The sequence below is a fragment of the Alsobacter sp. KACC 23698 genome, from assembly GCF_045348435.1.
Lineage (GTDB): Bacteria > Pseudomonadota > Alphaproteobacteria > Rhizobiales > Beijerinckiaceae > Alsobacter.
In genome coordinates this window covers 544,144-560,671 of record NZ_CP157484.1, presented here as the reverse complement: position 1 = coordinate 560,671, position 16,528 = coordinate 544,144, and the positions used below count along the sequence as shown (strand labels likewise).

Genomic DNA, 16,528 nt, shown 5'->3' with positions numbered 1-16,528 from the left:
AGGGCGGGTAGAGGCAGTCCGATCAGGCGACGACGCCCATGATGTCGGACTCCTTCATGATCAGGAGGTCCTGACCGTCGATCTTGACCTCGGTGCCGGACCACTTGCCGAACAGCACGCGGTCGCCGGCCTTCACGTCGAGGGCGACGAGCTTGCCGCTCTCGTCACGGGCGCCGGGACCAGCCGCCACGATCTCGCCCTCCTGGGGCTTCTCCTTGGCGGAGTCGGGAATGATGATGCCGCCCTTGGTCTTCTCCTCCGACTCGAGGCGGCGGACGACGACGCGGTCGTGCAGGGGACGGAACTTCATGGTGATATCCTCTCGGCGACGCGCACGGGGCGCTGAAGCTGGCACGAAATGGGAGGCCTGTTAGCACTCTCACAGGAGGAGTGCCAACCGGGCCGTTGTGGAGATAAGAGGCCCAGGCGAACCTGTCAAGACGAACCGAAGCGAGAACGTCGCAGCTGCGGTCCGGCGCAGCCCATTGGTTAACCGCGGCGGACTAGGGTGGCCCGAAACGCGCGCGTCGCGCGGAGCCGACCGGACTTTGGCGCCATGGCGGTGATCGCCAGTTTTGTTCTCAACGCCGTGGCGAACTTCGCCCTCGGCCTCCTCGTGGCCCGATTGCTGGGCCCGGAGGCGTTCGGGGTCTACGCCGTCGCCATCGCGGGCGCGGCGACCGTCACGATCCCCGCGCTGGACTGGATCCGGCACGCGGCGACCCGCTTTTACTCCGATCGGGCGCGGACCGATACCCCCGACGTCAGGGCCACCCTGGACCGCCTGCTCCTGTGCGTCGGCGCCGTCGCGGCGGCGGGGGCTGGCCTGTGCGGCGCGGCGGGCCTCGCCGGGGCGTGGACAGGCGGGGTGTTGGCCGGCCTCGCCGTGCTGCTGGCCCTGCTGGGGACGACGCTCGACTATTTCGGCGCGCTGGCGCGGGCGCTGTGGCGGACGGGCGAGTACGCCCTGCTGGTCGTCTTGCGCAACGCGCTGGCGCTGGCGGTGGTCGGAACCACGGCGGCCGCCACCGGCGATGCGGGCTGGACCCTCGCGGCCGGAGTGGCCGCCCTTGCCGGCGCGGCGACGTTCGGGGCCGCCCGGCTGCGCGATCCCGATGCGCCGGCGGGGAGACCCGATCATGCGCTGGCCCGCAGCTACGCCCGCTACGGCCTGCCGCTGGTCGCCGCCGGCACGGTCGCCATGCTGCAGGCCTTCGCCAACCGCGCCGCCATCGCGGCCCAGTTCGGATCGGCGGAGGCGGGCCAGTTCGCGCTCGCCTACGACATCAGCGTCAGGGTGGTGGCGTTTTCCGGGACGGCGCTGGACCTGCTGCTGCTCCAGCGCGCCGTGCAGGCGCACGCCACGCGCGGATTGCGCCGGGCGGAGCGGCAGGCGGCGCGCAACATGGCCCTGATCCTCGCCGTGCTCGCGCCGCTGCTGGTGGGCTACGCCGTCCTGTTGCCGGAATTCGAGGCGGTGTTCGCGCCGCCGTCCTTCCGCGGACCCTTCGCGACGCTGAGCCTGGCGCTCGCGCCCGGCCTCGCCTGCTGGGGCGCGATGGCGTTCGCGCTCACGCCGGTGTTCCAGATCTCGGGGCGCACGCTGCCGCTGGTGGTCCCGGCGGCCGTGTCGCTGGCCGTCAATCTCGCGGCCGGGGCCGCGCTGTCCCGGCCCTTGGGGACGCTCGGCTATGCGGTCGCCTTCAGCGCCGGCATGGCGGCGGGATGCGGCCTGCTGCTGACGATGGCGTTGCGGACGAGCCGGCGCATGTTTCCCCGCGGCGGCGAGGTCCTGGGCATCGCGGTCGCGACGCTCGCGATGGCGCTGGCCATCGGGGCGGCGAAGGGACGCCTTTCGCCCGGGCTCGACCTGGCCGCCATGGCGGGCCTGGGCGCGGCGGTGTACGGCGCCGTCCTGCTGGCCTTCGACGCCGGCGGCAGCCGCCGCCTGCTGCGGGCTATCCGGCGGATCGCCGTCAGGCCGGGGCGGGCCGTCGCTTGACGAACAGGATCAGCGAGCCCAGCACGATCAGCGCGGCGCCGGCGGCCGCCGACCAGGTGGGCAACTCCCGGAAGGCGATGTAGCCGATCGCCGAGGCCCAGATGAAGTTGGTGTATTCGACCGTGCCGACCTTTGCGGCCGGCGCGCGCTTGAACGCGCCCGCATAGCACAGATGCCCGAACGTGCCGAGGAAGCCCGCGGCCAGCAGCCAGGGCCAATGCGCCGCGACCAGCGCGCCGGGGTCGCCGAGCGCCAGCGAGAAAGGCAGCACATAGGCCATCGCGATGAGGTTCTGCAGGGCGACGATGCCGACCAGATGGTCGCTCGAGGTGCGCGCCCGCAGCATCACCATGGCGAGCGCATAGAACAGCGCCGCCGCGAGCGCCGCCGCCACGCCCCACAGGTCCCGCCCCAGCGTGGAGACGCCTAGGCCCTTGCCGGCGGCGATCACCAGCACGCCCGCAAAGGAGACCGCGATGGCGAGCGCGACGGCCGGGGCCACCTTCTCGCCCAGCATGACGCGCCCGAGCAGCGCCATGAACACGGGCGCGAGATAGCTGAACACCACGGCCTCGACGAGCGACAGCACCGAGAGCGAGTAGAAGAAGCAGAGCGCCGTGAGCACGACCACCAGGGTGCGGAGCAGGTGGGCGCGCAGCATGGCGGCCCCCGGCCAGGGCGGGCGCACGACGACGGCCAGCGGGACGGACCAGACGACGCCGAAGACGTAGCGCCCGGCCACGAGGTCGATCGTGGCGAAGCGGTCCGACAGCCCCTTCATGATGGCGTCCATGATGGTGAGCAGGATCGCGCCCGCCATCGCCATCCAGATCGGCGCGGAGGAGAGGTCGTGCCGCAGCGCCGGCTTCATGACGCCCGCGCGGCCAGGGCCGGCCCGGGGCCCAGATCGCGGGCGAAGCCGAACTCCAGCGTGACGCCGGCGTCGTGCAGCGCGCGGATGCCGGCGACGCGCCGGAAGCCGTGCTTCAGGTAGAAGGCGTGGCCGCGGGTGAACCGGCTGTCGGACCACAGCGCGATGCGCCGCCCTCCCCCGGCGCGCGCGAAGGCGATCGCGCGCTCCAGCAGCCGGGCGGAAAGCCCGCCGCCGCGCTCCGGGCCGGCGACATAGACCTTGAAGAGTTCAAAGACGCCGGGATCCTGGTTCGGCGCGATGGCCAGCGAGCCGACCACGGCGCCGCCGCGCTCGGCCACCCACATCGCGCCGTTCCGCGCCGCGAAGGCGCTGGCCGGCGCGGCGAGTTCGGGAAACTCCTCCGGCACGAAGGGGCAGTCCTCATATTCGGCGAAGACGGCGCGGATGAGATCGGCCAGCGCCGGTCCGTCCGCATCGACGGCGGGGCGGATGAGGATGTCGGGTGCGGAGGTCATGGCGGCTGCGGGGTCCGTTGCTGGGCGGCCCTTGTCGCATGGCCGGCCGGGCCCGTGAAGCGCGTCACGACAACAGGCGGTCGACCTCGGCCTGCGTCAGGTGCCCTTCGTCGGACTGCAGGCGCGGGCCGTTCTCCAGGTCCGTCGACTGCGCGCCGCTCCAGCCGGGGATGCGGGGCCGGGCCGCCGCGAGCGCCTGCGCCTCGGGGCCCGCGCCGAAGCGCCAGGTCGCGATGCGCCGGTCGAGCTCCTGCAGGAGACCGCGCACATTGGTGAGGCGCTGGCCGGAGAGATCCTGAAAGTCGCAGGCCTGGAACAGCAGCACGACCTTCTCGGAGAGCTGTTCGGCCGCTTCGGGCGCCAGGGCGCCTTCCGCCTTGAGGCGGTGAATGGCCGCGTCCAGGTCCTCGCAGACGCCCAGGATGGCGTGCACGCCGCGCCCGACGTCGTTGATCACCGCGGTGAGTTCGGCCGAGGCGCGGTCGAGCCCCGCGCCGGCCTGCACCACGGCCGCGGCAGCCGCCTGATGGCCCTGGGCGGGGCCGAAGGGACTGCCCGGGCTGCGCTCGGCGCGAGAGTCGCCGCCTTCGCCCTCCCGGGCGGCAGCGGGCGGGAGACCCAGCCGCGAGCGCCGCGGCTCGGTCCGGCCGAGCGTTTCGAAGCGGTAGGGTCTGGATGAACGCGGCAAGGCTCGGGGCTCCTGGGGTCAACCCGCAGTCTCACGCCAGGGCATGAAGGATGATTTACGTCAAAGACGATGGATCCGCTTCATCAGGCGACAAGGTTAACGACTTGCTGATCCGGTCGCCGGGACGAAGCGCGCCGTAAACCATGTTTGCGGTGACAGTTTTCAGAAAAGCCTCGCGCAATCCGTTAAGGATGCTTCTTCAGGCGATATTGATGTTAACGGCACGATCTTCGGCCCATGATCGACCTGGGGCCGCATCGATGATTTCGAGACAAGCATCGGCGAAGAATTCGCTGCTTCTGACCCTCCTGCTCGGCGCGGCGACGCTGCCGGGCGCCGCGCAGGCGCAGCCCTATGGGCGAGGCAATCTGGGCGGTGGTTTCATCGAGATGCTGATGACCGGGCGGGACCCGTCGCCGCGCGCAGCGGCGCCGATCCCGACGCCCGGCGCGCCGCTCGGCGTGCCGCCCGCCCAGTGGCCGGCGCCGCAGCCCATGACGGCGCCGCGCTACGCGTCGCTGCCGCAGGGCGGCCCGCCCGAGCCGATGGGCCGCATCGAGCGCGGCTTCGCCCCCCGCTTCGAGCGGCAGGTGGTGGAGTATGACGGCCCGCACGCCGCCGGCACGATCGTGATCGATTCGCCCAACAAGTTCCTCTACCTGGTGCAGGGCGGCGGCAAGGCGCTGCGCTACGGCATCGGCGTCGGGCGCCCCGGCTTCACCTGGGCGGGCGTGAAGACGATCACCCGCAAGGCCGAGTGGCCCGGCTGGACCCCTCCGCCCGAAATGCTGAAGCGGCGGCCGGACCTGCCCGCCCACATGGAGGGCGGCCCCGACAACCCGCTGGGCGCGCGGGCGATGTATCTGGGGTCGACCCTGTACCGGATCCACGGCACCAACGAGCCCAACACCATCGGGCAGAACGTGTCGTCGGGCTGCATCCGCCTGCGCAACGAGGACGTGGAGGATCTCTACAGCCGCGTGCGGGTGGGCACGAAGGTGATCGTGATCTGAGCCCTCACGGCCCCGGCAGCGGCAGGCCCCGTTCCACGAGGCTGGCCCAGACCGCCTCCGCGTCGTCGGCGAAGCCGAAGATCGAGAGGTCCTCACGGCGCACCATGCCGGCGTCCGCGAGCGCGTCGAAGTTCACCACCTTGGTCCAGTAGGCGCGGTCCACCAGCACGATCGGGATGCGCGGCGCCTTGCCGGTCTGGCGCAGCGTCAGCATCTCGAACAGCTCGTCCATGGTGCCGAAGCCGCCCGGGAACACCACCAGCCCGTTGGCGCGCATCGCCAGATGCATCTTGCGCATCGCGAAATAGTGGAAGCGGAAGGTGAGCTCGGGGGTCGAGTAGGCGTTCGGATCCTGCTCGTGCGGCAGCGTGATGTTGAAGCCGATGGAGGGCGCGCCGGCGTCGCCGGCGCCCCGGTTGGCGGCCTCCATCACGCCGGGGCCGCCGCCCGTGGCGATGACGTTGTCGCGCAGCCCGCCATTGTGCAGCAGGGCGCCGCCGCGCTGGGAGGCGATCATGCCGAAACGGCGGGCCTCCTCGTACCAGCGCGCGCCGTTCGCCCCGAGCGGCGAGGCCGCCGGATCGGGGCCGGCCCGGGCCGAGCCGAACACCACGATGGTGGATCGGACGCCCCAGTCGCGGAGCCTCTCCTCGGCCTTGGCGTATTCGAGGAGAAAGCGGACGCCGCGCATCGAGTCGCCGAGCAGGAACTCCTGGTCCAGAGCCGGCAGGCGATACGCGGCGGACGCCTTCTGGGCGCTGTTGTCAGGCGAATCGGTCACCCGACGAGGCTATCAGGCCCAGCTGTCGCCGTCGTCCGACCCGCTGTCGTCGAAGCTGGCGTCGTCGACGAAGCCGCCGCCGTCATCGACATTGTCGTCGAAGGCCGCCGCCGAGCTCACCGAGGTCGGGTCGCCGGCCGGGCCGAACAGCGCGTCGTTGCTGAGGCCGCCCGCTCCGCCGGCGAGCGCCGCCGGGTCGGTCGCGCCCTGGCCGCCGAACAGGCCGCTCGCGCCGTGATGCGAGTTGAAGAGCGACGACACGCCCTGGAACAGGAGCGCGCCGCCGGCGACGCCGGCCGCGGTCGTCATGGCGCTGCGCAGGAAGCCGCCGCCCTGAGGCTGGCCCCCGCCGAACATGCCGCCGCCGCCCTGCCCCTGCTGGGGCGGGTATTGCGGCTGGGGCTGGTATTGCGGCTGCGCCTGGCCCCACGGGCCGGGGGCGGGCTGCGCCGGGGCGGCCTGCTGGGCGCCGGGACCCCAGCTCGGAACGCCGCTGGGCGTGCGGCCGGGCTGGGCGCGGCCGGGTTCGCCGCCGCCGAAGATGGACTTGCCGATCCCGCCCAGGAAGCTGGTCGACCCCTGCTCGCGCTCCGCGACCTGGGCCTCGAGTTCCTGGATCCGGCTGGCGGCCGCCTTCAGGGCCTCTTCCTGCACGATGACGGTTTGTGAGAGGAGATAGGTCGCATAGGGCTGCTGCCGCACCGCGTCGGTGATGAAAGCCTCGGCTTCCTTGTCGCGGGGCGTGTTGGCGGCGCCCTTGATGCGTTCGAACAAATTCGTGAGCAGCTGGCGTTCTTCGGGGCTCATGTCGATCCTCGTCTGGTGGCCGGGAACCCGGTCACGGGGCCGCACCCGCCACGAGGCGCGGCCCGTGACATGTGGGGGGCGGCTCGCCCCTCACCAAGTGCTCCGATCATGAATTCGCGGAAAGGGTCGGCCGTTCCGTCCCGGCGGCGCCGAGGTCAGGCCGCCAGCAGCGCGTAGGCCGACAGCGTCAGGAACTCCGGCGCGTCCTCGGCCAGGGTCATGTCGCGCAACAGCGCCACGGCCTCGGCGTAGCGGCCGCTCGCATAGGCGTCCGGGCCGGTCTCGGCCAGCAGCCTCGCGGTCTCCTCCTCGAGCGTCTCGCTGAACAGCTCCGGCGTGATCTTGCGGCCGTCCGACAGGGAGGCGCGGTGATAGACCCACTGCCACAGCTGGATGCGGGCGATCTCGGCCGTGCCGGCGTCCTCCATCAGGTTGTAGAGCGGCACCGCCCCGCGCCCGCTGAGCCACTCGGCGAGGTAGCGGACCGCGACGCGCACATTGTTGCGCAGACCCGCCTCGGTGCGCCGGCCGGGATGCATGGACAGCATGTCGTCGCGCAGGATCTCCATGTCGTCATGCAGCTGGCCGAGCTGGTTCGCCGCGGGCATCACCTTGTCGAACACCGCCGCCGCGACCGGGACGAGGTCCGGATGCGACACCCAGGCGCCGTCGAGGCCCTCCAGCACGGCGCGCTGCTTGTCGGCCCGCACCTTCTCGATCGCCAGCTTGTGGGCGGCGGCGTCGCCGTCGACGGGGAGATGAGCGGCCTTGCCGCCCAGCGCCAGCGCCCCGCGCCGGTGGCAGGTCTTGATGAGCAGATAGGAGCAGGAGGAGAGGAAGTTGGAGCCCATCACCATGGAGGCCCGGTCCGGGGTGACGAAGCGCGCATGCCGGCCGAGGCGCTTGATGAAGGAGAAGATCAGGTCCCAGCGGCCGCAGTTCAGCGCCGTGGCGCGCCCGCGCAGCTCCCACAGGATCTCGTCCATCTCGAAGGCGGCCGGGAGGGTCTCGATGAGGGCGGTGGCCTTGACGGTCCCGTCCGGCAGGCCGAGCTCGCGCTCGATCCGGGTGAGGACGTCGTTCCAGAGGCGGGCCTCCAGGTAGCCCTCGATCTTGGGAAGGTAGACGCCCGGCGCGCGGCCCTGGGCCAGGATCGCGGCGGCGTTGTGGAAGAGATACAGGCCCATGTCGAACAGCGCGGCCGCGATCGGCTCGCCATCGATGCGGACATGGTTCTCCGGCATGTGCCAGCCGCGCGGGCGCATCATGACGGCCGGACCGAGGCGAGGGTCGCAGGTCCCGCGTCCGCCGGCGGCGGGCAGGCGGCCCGCCCACAGGTCCATCAGGTTAGCCTGGCCGTCGATCAGGTTGGCCCAGCTCGGCGAGGAGGCGTCCTCGAAATCGGCCATGAAGGTCCTGGCGCCCGACTGGAGCGCCGCCGCCATGGCGGAGCGGTCAGGCGGACCGGCGATCTCGACGCGCCGGTCGAGGAACTCGGCCGGGATATCGGCGACGCGCCACTCCGCCGCCCGGATCGCGGCGGTCTCGGCCGGGAAGTCCGGCATCTCGCCGGCGTCGAACAGGCGCTGGCGCTCCGCCCGCCGCTCCAGGAGGGCGCGCCGGGGCGCCGCGAAGGCGTCGTGCAGCCGGGCGAGCAGCGCCAGGGCGCCGGGGCTCAGCACGTCCGACGCCCGGCCCGTCTTCGCTCCGACAACGACCAACCCGGCGTTTGATCCCGAACTCGACACGAGCAAGCCTCCGACACGCAACTTTCCCGAGCGACCATGCCAGCCAAGCCTTGCAAGGACGTTTCGAAGCGCCGACGCATTGTTGCGCCCAGGGCGATGATGCGCCGCCTCTTGTGACGCAACGTGCATAATCTCGTTTTGCGCGCCCTGATTGCGAATGACGCAACCCTAAGCTGTCCAATCCGATGATGACGCATTCTGATTGTTTACTCCTTCGATCCTAATTTCGGCCGGAATCAGGGTGGTTTTCCCGAGCGCCGAGTGAATCTGGTCCGATTGTTCAAGCTGCCCGCGTCCAGGCCCGACCCGTCGGGCGAGGACGCCGCGCGCGCGGCGCCGGAGCCGTCGGCGACCGAGCCGCCGCACGACGCCCCGGGCCCCGGCATGGAGGACGTCCTCAAGCAGCTCGAGGACGACGTCCTGCTGACGATGCGGGTGATCGGCTATTCGGCCGACGACGTGCAGTCGCGCATCACCGAGACGCTCGGCATGATGGACGGCCTGCGCGACGCCAGCCTGGAGCTCTCCAGCCTCTCCGGAACGGCCTTTAAGGCGACCACCAGCCTCGCCCACACCACCCAGCAGCTCGAGCGCACCGGAGAGGCGATCGAACAGCACGTCGCCGGCACGGACGAGTTCGTCCAGGACGCGCAGGACCTGGCAAAGGACGTGACGCTGCGCATGGAGCAACTCTCCGGCGCGGTGGACCGCATCGCCGGAGTGGTCGCGGTGATCGGCGCCATCGCGCGGCAGACCAACCTGCTCGCGCTCAACGCCAGCATCGAGGCCGCGCGCGCCGGTGCGGCCGGACGAGGCTTTGCGGTCGTCGCCACGGAGGTGAAGCAGCTCGCCGGACAGGTGCAGATGGCCACCGGCGACATCAGCGCCCAGATCTCCATGTTGCAGACCGTGGCGCGCGAGAGCGGCTCCACGGTGGGCGACATCGCCCGGCTGCTCGGGCGGGTGGGCCCCGTGCTGGGCTCCGTCAAGGACGCGGTCCGCAAGCAGATCGGCGGAGCGAGGGAGGTGGCGTCCCGCGCCTCCGAGAGCCTGCAATTCGTCAGCGTCGTGTCGGACAAGAGCCAGGCGATGACGCGCGTCGCCGCCGACGCCGCGGCCGCCTGCCAGGACGCCGGCCAGTCCGCCAGCAAGATGGTGCCGGCGCTGCATCTTCTGACGCAGCGCTCGACGGCGTTCCTGCGGCACACGGACCTGCGGGACCGGCGTTCGGCGCGCCGCCTTCCGGTGAGCCTGCGTGGCCAGTTCCGCAGCGCGGACGGCCTGCTCGCAGTCGGCCTCACCACCGTGGACCTGTCGGAGGGCGGCGCGCTGGCGTCTCCGGACGGCCCTGGCCTGGCCAAGGGCATGACCGGGCTGGTGCACATCGACCAGGTCGGCGCGATCAGGGCGTCCGTGCGGTCCGTCGACGAGGAGGCCACGCGGCTGGCCTTCCACCACCCCTCCCCCGAGGCTCTCGGCGAGATCCGCCGCCTCGTCGCCGACGCGGACCGCGAGACGCGCCCGCTGGTCAAGATCGCGCAGGGCGCGGCCATGGAGATCGCCAGCGCCTTCGAGGCCGGGCTCGCGGCCGGGCGGGTGCGGCTCAACGACCTGATCACGGTCGACTACCGGCGCGTGCCGGGGACCGATCCCATCCAGTACCTGACGGACGCCACGCCGTTCTACGACGCGACGCTGCCGCCGATCCTGGAGCGCGTGAGGCGCGACGTGCCGGAATGCTTCCTGGCGACGGCGGTGGACCGCAACGCCTATCTGCCGGTGCACCACCCGGAATATTCCAAGCCCCAGCGGCCGGACGACTTCGCCTGGAACGACATCCATTCCCGAAACCGGCGGATCCTGGAACGGTCGAAGATGCTGGTGCTGGCCCGCAACCAGGAGGCCTACCAGCTCGCCGGGTTCATGCGCCACCAAGGCGGGGCGGACTTCAAGCCCGTCAAGCTGATCGCCGCGCCGATCTTCGTGGGCGACGGCCTGTGGGGGAACGTGATGCTGGCGGTCGGGACGACGGTGCTGCCGCCGCGGCGCGACGACCCGCTGGGCTTTCCGGCCCCCGCGCGGGGGTCTTCGCCGGCCCCGGACGCAAAAACGGAGCGGGTCGACCCCGCTCCGTGACGTCCAGCGCTGATTCGCCGGCCTCCGACGGTCGCGTCAGATGCACATCACCAGGCTGATGGTCTTGTGGCCGGCGCGCACTTCCAGGCGCTCCCAGGCGTCGCGGCTTTCGTCGCCGAACACGCCCGGCTCCTCGGCCGGATACAGGCGGTTGTCCTCGTCGGCGACGTGGATGTGGAAGCCGTCCGGAACCTGAAAGCCGTTGATCGCCCTGGCGACCCCTTCCGGATCCTTCTCGAACGCGTCCAGCAGCGAACGATCCTCGTGGATCGCCTTGGCGATCTCACGCATCTTGGCGTAGTCGACCTGCGCAAGGCGGGCCGCGCTGGAGGTCACAAACTCGCGGGTGGTCTCAGCCATTTCGCTCTCCCTGAAGGCGTCTGACGACCCATTGATGCGCTCAATTCGCTCGCGTTCAAGCTGTATTTTTAACTAATTATTTACCAATACGAGCATCAAGGCGCGCCGAGACCTTGGTCAGCCGGGAGAGGGACATCATTCGGCCGCGCGGGCCGCAGGAGAGGGATCGAGGGCCGGGCGATGGGCGAAACCGGCGTCCTCGAGCGCTTCCGGCATGGGGCCGCCCGTGGCCCAGTCGATCAGTTCAACGGTGTGGACGATCGGGGTCTTATCGCCACGGTCCGCGAATCCCTTACCAATCTGGGTCATGCAGCCGATATTGCCCGTGGCGACGATCGCCGGCCGGGTGCGCTCGATGTTGTCGACCTTGCGCTCGCGCAGGCGGGAGGCGAGTTCGGGCTGCAGGATGTTGTAGGTGCCGGCGGAGCCGCAGCAGATATGCGCCTCCGGGACGTCCTTGACGACGAATCCCGCCGCCTTGAGGAGCTTCTTGGGCAGGTCGACGATCTTCTGGCCGTGCTGCATGGAGCAGGCGGAGTGGTAGGTCACCACGTCGCCGGTGGGGCGCACGGGCGGGGCCCACTCGATCTCGGCCAGGTACTCGGTGATGTCCTTGGCCAGCTCGGACACGCGCTGGGCCTTGGCCGCATAGGCCGGGTCCTCGCGCAGCATGAAGCCGTAATCCTTGATGGTGGTCCCGCAGCCGGAGGCCGTGATGACGATGGCGTCGAGGCCCTCGCCCTCGATCTCGGCCGTCCAGGCGTCGATCGTGCGCCGGGCGAAGTCGAGGCTTTCAGCGTCCCGGCCCATATGGTGGACGAGCGCGCCGCAGCACCCCTCGCCCTTGGGAAACACCACCTCGATCCCGTTGCGGTTGAGAAGCCGGACCGCCGCCTCGTTGATGGACGGCTTCAGCACCGGCTGGGCGCAGCCGCTGAGGATGGCCACCCGGCCGCGGCGCCGGCCTTCGGGCGGGAAGGCCGCGACGCCCTGCATAGGGGAGCGGGACGGCAGCCGCGACGGCGCGAGGTCCAGCATCGCGCCGAGGCGCGCGCCGACGACGGGCAGGCGCCGCAGCAGCGGACGCAGGGGCCGGCCGAAGATCGCTCCCGCGAGGGCGAGGCGGAACCGGCCCTGATAGGGCAGCACGGCCGCGAGCAGCGAGCGCACGGCGCGGTCCATCGCGGGCCGCTCATAAGTCTCCTCGATATAGGAGCGGGCGTGGTCGACGAGGTGCATGTAGTGCACGCCCGACGGGCAGGTCGTCATGCAGGACAGGCAGGAGAGGCAGCGGTCGATGTGCTTGACCACCTGCGGGGTCGCGGGCCGGTCGTTCTCCAGCATGTCCTTGATGAGGTAGATGCGCCCGCGCGGGCTATCCAGCTCGTCGCCGAGCAGCAGATAGGTCGGACAGGTGGCCGTGCAGAAGCCGCAATGCACGCAGGTGCGCAGGATCTTCTCGGACGTGGCGGTGGCCTGGTCCTTCAGCCGCTCGGGAGCGAAATTGGTCTGCATGATCTGACTTTCAGAGCCCCGCCGCCATGCGGCCCGGGTTGAGGACGCCGGCGGGATCGAAGCTGGCCTTGATTCCAGCCGAAAGCGCCGCGATTGCGGCGGGCTGCGGCTCGAAGACGGAAACGGACGCGCGGATCTCGGCGGGCGCGCGGACCAGCGTGGCGTGGCCGCCGGTCCCCGCGAAGGCGGCGCGGATCGCCGCCGCTCCGGCGTCGCCGGCGGGAGCCGTCGCGATCCACGCCAGTCCGCCGCCCCAGTCGTAGAAGCACCGCATCGCAAGCGCGCGGGACAGGGTCGCCATGGCGGCCGCGGCCTTGGAGGGCGCGACCGAGACGCGCCAGACGGCGGCGTCCCGCGGCTCCGCCAGGAAGGACACGTCGCGGACCTGGCGCCAGAGCGCGGCGGCGGTCTCGCCTTCGATCACGTCCGCCGGGCCGAAGCCCTTCAGCAGCGTGCGCAGCTCGCCGGCCCGGTAGGCGATGGACTCGGGGAAACCCTCCAGCCGCAGCAGCGTCTTGGGCACGCGCTCCACGCCGGAGGGCAGATGGGCCGCGCCGCTCACCTCGAAGGGCGAACCGAGGCCGGCCGCCATGGCCTGGATGGCGCGGGCGTCGTCCAGGCCGTGCAGCACCACCGTCATCACATGGGCGGGCGCCGGCAGCACCTTGAAGATCACCTCGCTCATGACGCCCAGCGTGCCCCAGGAGCCCGCCATCAGCTTCACGAGATCGAGCCCGGTGACGTTCTTCATCACCCGGCCGCCCGACTTCACCACCTCGCCCTTGCCGTTGACGAAGCGCACGCCGATGAGGCTGTCGCGGCAGGCGCCCGCCATGATGCGGCGCGGGCCGGAATTGTTGGCCGCCGCCACGCCCCCGATGGTGGGCTCGCCGGTCGTGCCGAGCAGCACGCGGTAGTCCACCGGCTCGAAGGTGAGCGCCTGGCCCTTTTCGGCGAGCGTCGCCTCGACCTCGCGCAGCGGCGTGCCGGCGCGGGCGCCGATCACCATCTCGGAGGGCTCGTAGAGGGTGACGCCCGTCATGGCCCGCGTCGTGAGCGTGCGCTCGGTCTGCAGCGGCCGGCCGAAGCCGTTCTTCGTGCCCGCGCCCTCGACGGCGAGCGGAGTCTTCGCCGCATAGGCGGACGCCACGGCTTGCGCCAGGGCGGCTTCGTCGGCGGGCTGGAGAAGGTCGGTCATGCGGGTTGGTTCACGGGTTCGTTGGATGTCGCGGAGAGGGAAAGGCCCTCACCCGAGCCCTCTCCCCGCGCCGGGGAGAGGGGGCCGATTGCGGCTGCGGCGGCGTTCCTCCCTTCTCCCCGGCGCGGGGAGAAAGGTGGCTCGAAGGGTCGGATGAGGGGCGTCTCCTTCAGGCGGCTTCGCTGTCGGGGATCCAGCGGCCGTCGAGGGGGAAGACCTTGGCGGGGTTGAGCAGCCACTGGCGGTCGAAGACGGCGCGCACGCGCATCTGCTGCTCCAGGTCGACGTCGGTGAACTGGTGCCGCATCAGGTCGCGCTTCTCGATGCCGACGCCGTGCTCGCCCGTCAGGCAGCCGCCGACCTCGACGCAGAGCTTGAGGATGTCGTTGCCGGCCTCCTCGGCCTTGTGGGCCTCCACGGGATCGTTGACGTTGTACATGATGAGCGGATGCAGGTTGCCGTCGCCGGCGTGGAAGACGTTGGCGACGCGCAGGTCGTAGCTCTTCACGATCTCGTCCATGCGCTTCAGCACGTAAGGCAGCTGGCCGGTCGGGATGGTGCCGTCCATGCAGATATAGTCGGCGATGCGGCCGGTGGCGCCGAAGGCCGACTTGCGGCCCTTCCAGATCGCGGCCGTCTCCATGGCGGACTTGGATTCCCGCACTGTCTGCACCCCGTGCTGGCGGGCGATGTCGACGATCTTGGCGAGGGTCGCGTCCATCTCGGCGTCCGACCCCTCCACCTCGATGATCAGCAGAGCCTCCGCGTCCTCCGGATAGCCGGCCTTGGCGAAGGCCTCGCAGATCTGGATGGCCGGCTTGTCCATGAACTCCATGGCGACCGGCACGATGCCGGAGGCGATGATGGCGGCCACGCACTCGCCCGCGCTCTCGCTGCTGGAGAACCCGAACAGCACCGGGCGCGCGCCCTCGGCGGCGCGCAGGATGCGCAGCGTCGCCTCCGTGACGACGCCCAGCTGGCCTTCCGAACCGATCACAAGCCCCAGCAGGTCATAGCCCGGCGCATCCAGGGCGTCGCCGCCGATGTCCACGATGGAGCCGTCCAGCAGCACCATGCGGACGCCCAGGATGTTGTTGGTGGTGACGCCATATTTCAGGCAGTGGGCGCCGCCGGAGTTCATCGCGATGTTGCCCGCGATCGTGCAGGCGAGCTGCGACGAGGGGTCGGGCGCGTAGAAGAAGCCCTCGTAGGAGACCGCGCCGCTGACCGCCAGATTGGTGATGCCGGACTGCACCCGCATGGTGCGGTCGCCGAAATTCACGTCCAGCACGCGGTTCATCTTGGAGACGCCGAGGATGATGGCGTCCTCCTGGGCGATCGCGCCGCCGCACAGCGACGTCCCCGCCCCGCGCGGCACGACCTTGACGCCCTGCTCCTTGCAGAACTTCAGGATGGCCGAAACCTCCTCGGTGGTGGAGGGCAGCGCCACGGCGAGCGGCAGGCGGCGATAGGCGGTGAGGCCGTCGGTCTCGAAGGCGCGGCGCTCGTCCTCGGCGGTCACCAGCGCGTCAGGGGCGACCAGCCGGGCGAGGCCGGCGATGATCTCGTCCCGCCGCGCGAGGACGCCCTCGTCCGGGACCGGAAACGCAATGCCGCTCATGGGCCTCTCCTCATGGGCCTCTCCCCGCGAGCCGAGGCTGATGAACAGGAGAGCCCGGTCTCGACGCTTTCACTGTAGCGGAACGTCGGCGGACTTGCAGGATGCCGTCGCAATCAGGATTATTTCCGCCAGGGCGAAAATGTCCATCGCCTTGTCACCCCGGGCCCTGCGACATGCGGGCGAGGACCAGCCGCGCCGCATGACCAATCTCGTCGACCTCGACATCTTCGCCCGGGTGGTGACGGCCGGCTCCATGTCCAGCGCCGGGCGCGGGCTGGGGCTGTCGCCGGCCGTGATCTCCAAGCGGATCCGCCGGCTGGAGGAGCGGCTGGGAACGCGGCTCCTGCACCGGACCACGCGGCAGATCGCCCTCACTGAGGCCGGACAAGGCTTTTTCGAGCGGGTCGTGGCGATCCTGGCCAGCGTGGAGGAGGCTGAGGCCTGGGTGACGCGCCGGTCCTCGGCGGTGCGCGGCGTGCTGCGGGTGTCCGCGCCGACCTCCTTCGGGAGGCTGCACATCGCCCCGCACCTGACCGACTTCCTGGAGGCGCATCCGGAACTGACGGTCGACCTCGTGCTCTCCGACGCCTTCGTCGACATCGTCGGGGAGGGCTTCGACCTGGCGGTGCGCATCGCGGACCTGCAGGATTCCAGCCTCGTGGCGCGCCGGCTCGCGGCGAATCACCGCGTGCTCTGCGCCGCGCCGGCCTACCTCGCCGCGCATGGCGTGCCGGCCACCCTGCAGGATCTCGCCCACCATCGGCTCCTGGCCCACAACACGGACCAGTGGCGGCTGGAGGGCCCGGACGGGCCCGTCACGGTGCGGGTGGAGAGCCCGCTCAAGACCAACTCCAGCGAGGTGGTGCGCGAATCCGTGATCGCCGGCGCGGGCGTCGCGCTGCGCTCGACCTGGGACGTCGGCCCGGAGCTACGCGCCGGAAAGCTCACCCGTGTGCTGCCCGGGTACGGGGGCTCGCGCAAGGTGGCGATCCACGCCGTCTATCCCTCGCGCAGGCAGCTCGCCCAGAAGGTCCGGGCCTTCATCGACCACCTGGCGGACCTCTACGGCCCCACCCCGCCCTGGGACGAGGGGCTGGGTTTCCTGGCCCGTCCCGAGCCGCATCGGCACGACCAAGAGGCGCAGGCGCGGAACCCTTCAACGACCTGAGACATAACGATGCTGCGACCTACGTCCAGCATTCCAACCCGGCTCAGTCGTGCTAAGCCTCAGCCACCAAGAATCGGGCCGCCGGGCCCTTCACTGGGAGAC

15 protein-coding genes are annotated in these 16,528 nt (G+C 70.9%); 4 read left to right on the top strand and 11 right to left on the bottom strand.

Annotated features, from left to right (window positions below):
- Nucleotides 1–22: 22 nt before the first annotated feature.
- Nucleotides 23–310: a co-chaperone GroES gene (gene groES, locus ABEG18_RS02530; protein WP_406856526.1), complete on the bottom strand. Its 288-nt coding sequence runs from the start codon at nt 308–310 to the stop codon at nt 23–25.
- Nucleotides 311–556: 246 nt separating this feature from the next.
- Here groES and ABEG18_RS02525 point away from each other — a divergent pair, with 246 nt between their 5' ends.
- Complete coding sequence (locus tag ABEG18_RS02525; RefSeq protein WP_406856525.1) at nt 557–2,002, top strand: lipopolysaccharide biosynthesis protein; 1,446 nt, start codon at nt 557–559, stop codon at nt 2,000–2,002.
- Here the strand turns inward: ABEG18_RS02525 and ABEG18_RS02520 are convergent.
- From ABEG18_RS02520 to ABEG18_RS02510, 3 genes are all read right to left on the bottom strand, one after another.
- Nucleotides 1,977–2,873, bottom strand: a complete 897-nt coding sequence (locus ABEG18_RS02520) for a DMT family transporter (RefSeq protein ID WP_406856524.1) — start codon at nt 2,871–2,873, stop codon at nt 1,977–1,979. The two genes, ABEG18_RS02525 and ABEG18_RS02520, sit on opposite strands and share 26 nt — an antisense overlap.
- The gene (locus tag ABEG18_RS02515) at nt 2,870–3,391 is read right to left on the bottom strand and encodes an N-acetyltransferase family protein (protein WP_406856523.1); all 522 of its coding nucleotides are present in this window, start codon (nt 3,389–3,391) and stop codon (nt 2,870–2,872) included. Before ABEG18_RS02515 ends, ABEG18_RS02520 begins: the two co-directional genes overlap by 4 nt.
- Before the next feature lie 64 nt (nt 3,392–3,455).
- Entirely contained in the window at nt 3,456–4,079 is a 624-nt protein-coding gene (locus ABEG18_RS02510; protein WP_406856522.1) for a hypothetical protein, read from the bottom strand.
- 260 nt (nt 4,080–4,339) lie between these two features.
- Between ABEG18_RS02510 and ABEG18_RS02505 the strand changes: the two genes are divergently transcribed.
- Nucleotides 4,340–5,092: a L,D-transpeptidase gene (locus ABEG18_RS02505; RefSeq protein ID WP_406856521.1), complete on the top strand. Its 753-nt coding sequence runs from the start codon at nt 4,340–4,342 to the stop codon at nt 5,090–5,092.
- A gap of 4 nt (nt 5,093–5,096) precedes the next feature.
- Here the strand turns inward: ABEG18_RS02505 and ABEG18_RS02500 are convergent, their stop codons facing one another.
- The 3 genes from ABEG18_RS02500 to aceB form a co-directional block, all read right to left on the bottom strand.
- Nucleotides 5,097–5,873: an LOG family protein gene (locus ABEG18_RS02500; RefSeq protein WP_406856520.1), complete on the bottom strand. Its 777-nt coding sequence runs from the start codon at nt 5,871–5,873 to the stop codon at nt 5,097–5,099.
- A gap of 12 nt (nt 5,874–5,885) precedes the next feature.
- Entirely contained in the window at nt 5,886–6,680 is a 795-nt protein-coding gene (locus ABEG18_RS02495; protein WP_406856519.1) for a DUF2076 domain-containing protein, read from the bottom strand.
- A gap of 155 nt (nt 6,681–6,835) precedes the next feature.
- Nucleotides 6,836–8,362 (bottom strand): malate synthase A, encoded by a 1,527-nt coding sequence (gene aceB, locus ABEG18_RS02490; protein ID WP_406856518.1) that lies wholly within the window; start codon nt 8,360–8,362, stop codon nt 6,836–6,838.
- A 327-nt stretch (nt 8,363–8,689) separates the two neighbouring features.
- Between aceB and ABEG18_RS02485 the strand changes: the two genes are divergently transcribed.
- Nucleotides 8,690–10,564, top strand: coding sequence for a methyl-accepting chemotaxis protein (locus ABEG18_RS02485; RefSeq protein ID WP_406856517.1), 1,875 nt, complete (start codon nt 8,690–8,692; stop codon nt 10,562–10,564).
- A gap of 36 nt (nt 10,565–10,600) precedes the next feature.
- Here ABEG18_RS02485 and ABEG18_RS02480 read toward each other — a convergent pair whose 3' ends face one another.
- The 4 genes from ABEG18_RS02480 to ABEG18_RS02465 all read right to left on the bottom strand — a co-directional run bounded on the left by ABEG18_RS02480 (nt 10,601) and on the right by ABEG18_RS02465 (nt 15,258).
- Entirely contained in the window at nt 10,601–10,924 is a 324-nt protein-coding gene (locus tag ABEG18_RS02480; RefSeq protein ID WP_406856516.1) for a hypothetical protein, read from the bottom strand.
- A 135-nt stretch (nt 10,925–11,059) separates the two neighbouring features.
- On the bottom strand, nt 11,060–12,439 hold the full coding sequence (gene glcF / locus ABEG18_RS02475; RefSeq protein ID WP_406856515.1) for a glycolate oxidase subunit GlcF: 1,380 nt from the start codon (nt 12,437–12,439) through the stop codon (nt 11,060–11,062).
- Nucleotides 12,440–12,449: 10 nt separating this feature from the next.
- Nucleotides 12,450–13,637, bottom strand: a complete 1,188-nt coding sequence (gene glcE, locus ABEG18_RS02470) for a glycolate oxidase subunit GlcE (protein ID WP_406856514.1) — start codon at nt 13,635–13,637, stop codon at nt 12,450–12,452.
- A 169-nt stretch (nt 13,638–13,806) separates the two neighbouring features.
- Entirely contained in the window at nt 13,807–15,258 is a 1,452-nt protein-coding gene (locus ABEG18_RS02465; RefSeq protein WP_406856513.1) for an FAD-linked oxidase C-terminal domain-containing protein, read from the bottom strand.
- Between the two features lie 199 nt (nt 15,259–15,457).
- On the opposite strand from ABEG18_RS02465, the gene ABEG18_RS02460 reads away from it, so the two are divergent.
- Entirely contained in the window at nt 15,458–16,426 is a 969-nt protein-coding gene (locus ABEG18_RS02460) for a LysR family transcriptional regulator (RefSeq protein ID WP_406856512.1), read from the top strand.
- Nucleotides 16,427–16,528 lie beyond the last annotated feature (102 nt).

Coding starts and splice junctions, on each gene's coding strand:
- groES (WP_406856526.1), bottom strand. CDS start 310: ATGAAGTTCCGTCCCCTGCACGACCGCGTCGTCGTCCGCCGCCTCGAG.
- ABEG18_RS02525 (WP_406856525.1), top strand. CDS start 557: ATGGCGGTGATCGCCAGTTTTGTTCTCAACGCCGTGGCGAACTTCGCC.
- ABEG18_RS02520 (WP_406856524.1), bottom strand. CDS start 2,873: ATGAAGCCGGCGCTGCGGCACGACCTCTCCTCCGCGCCGATCTGGATG.
- ABEG18_RS02515 (WP_406856523.1), bottom strand. CDS start 3,391: ATGACCTCCGCACCCGACATCCTCATCCGCCCCGCCGTCGATGCGGAC.
- ABEG18_RS02505 (WP_406856521.1), top strand. CDS start 4,340: ATGATTTCGAGACAAGCATCGGCGAAGAATTCGCTGCTTCTGACCCTC.
- ABEG18_RS02495 (WP_406856519.1), bottom strand. CDS start 6,680: ATGAGCCCCGAAGAACGCCAGCTGCTCACGAATTTGTTCGAACGCATC.
- ABEG18_RS02480 (WP_406856516.1), bottom strand. CDS start 10,924: ATGGCTGAGACCACCCGCGAGTTTGTGACCTCCAGCGCGGCCCGCCTT.
- glcF (WP_406856515.1), bottom strand. CDS start 12,439: ATGCAGACCAATTTCGCTCCCGAGCGGCTGAAGGACCAGGCCACCGCC.
- glcE (WP_406856514.1), bottom strand. CDS start 13,637: ATGACCGACCTTCTCCAGCCCGCCGACGAAGCCGCCCTGGCGCAAGCC.
- ABEG18_RS02465 (WP_406856513.1), bottom strand. CDS start 15,258: ATGAGCGGCATTGCGTTTCCGGTCCCGGACGAGGGCGTCCTCGCGCGG.
- ABEG18_RS02460 (WP_406856512.1), top strand. CDS start 15,458: ATGACCAATCTCGTCGACCTCGACATCTTCGCCCGGGTGGTGACGGCC.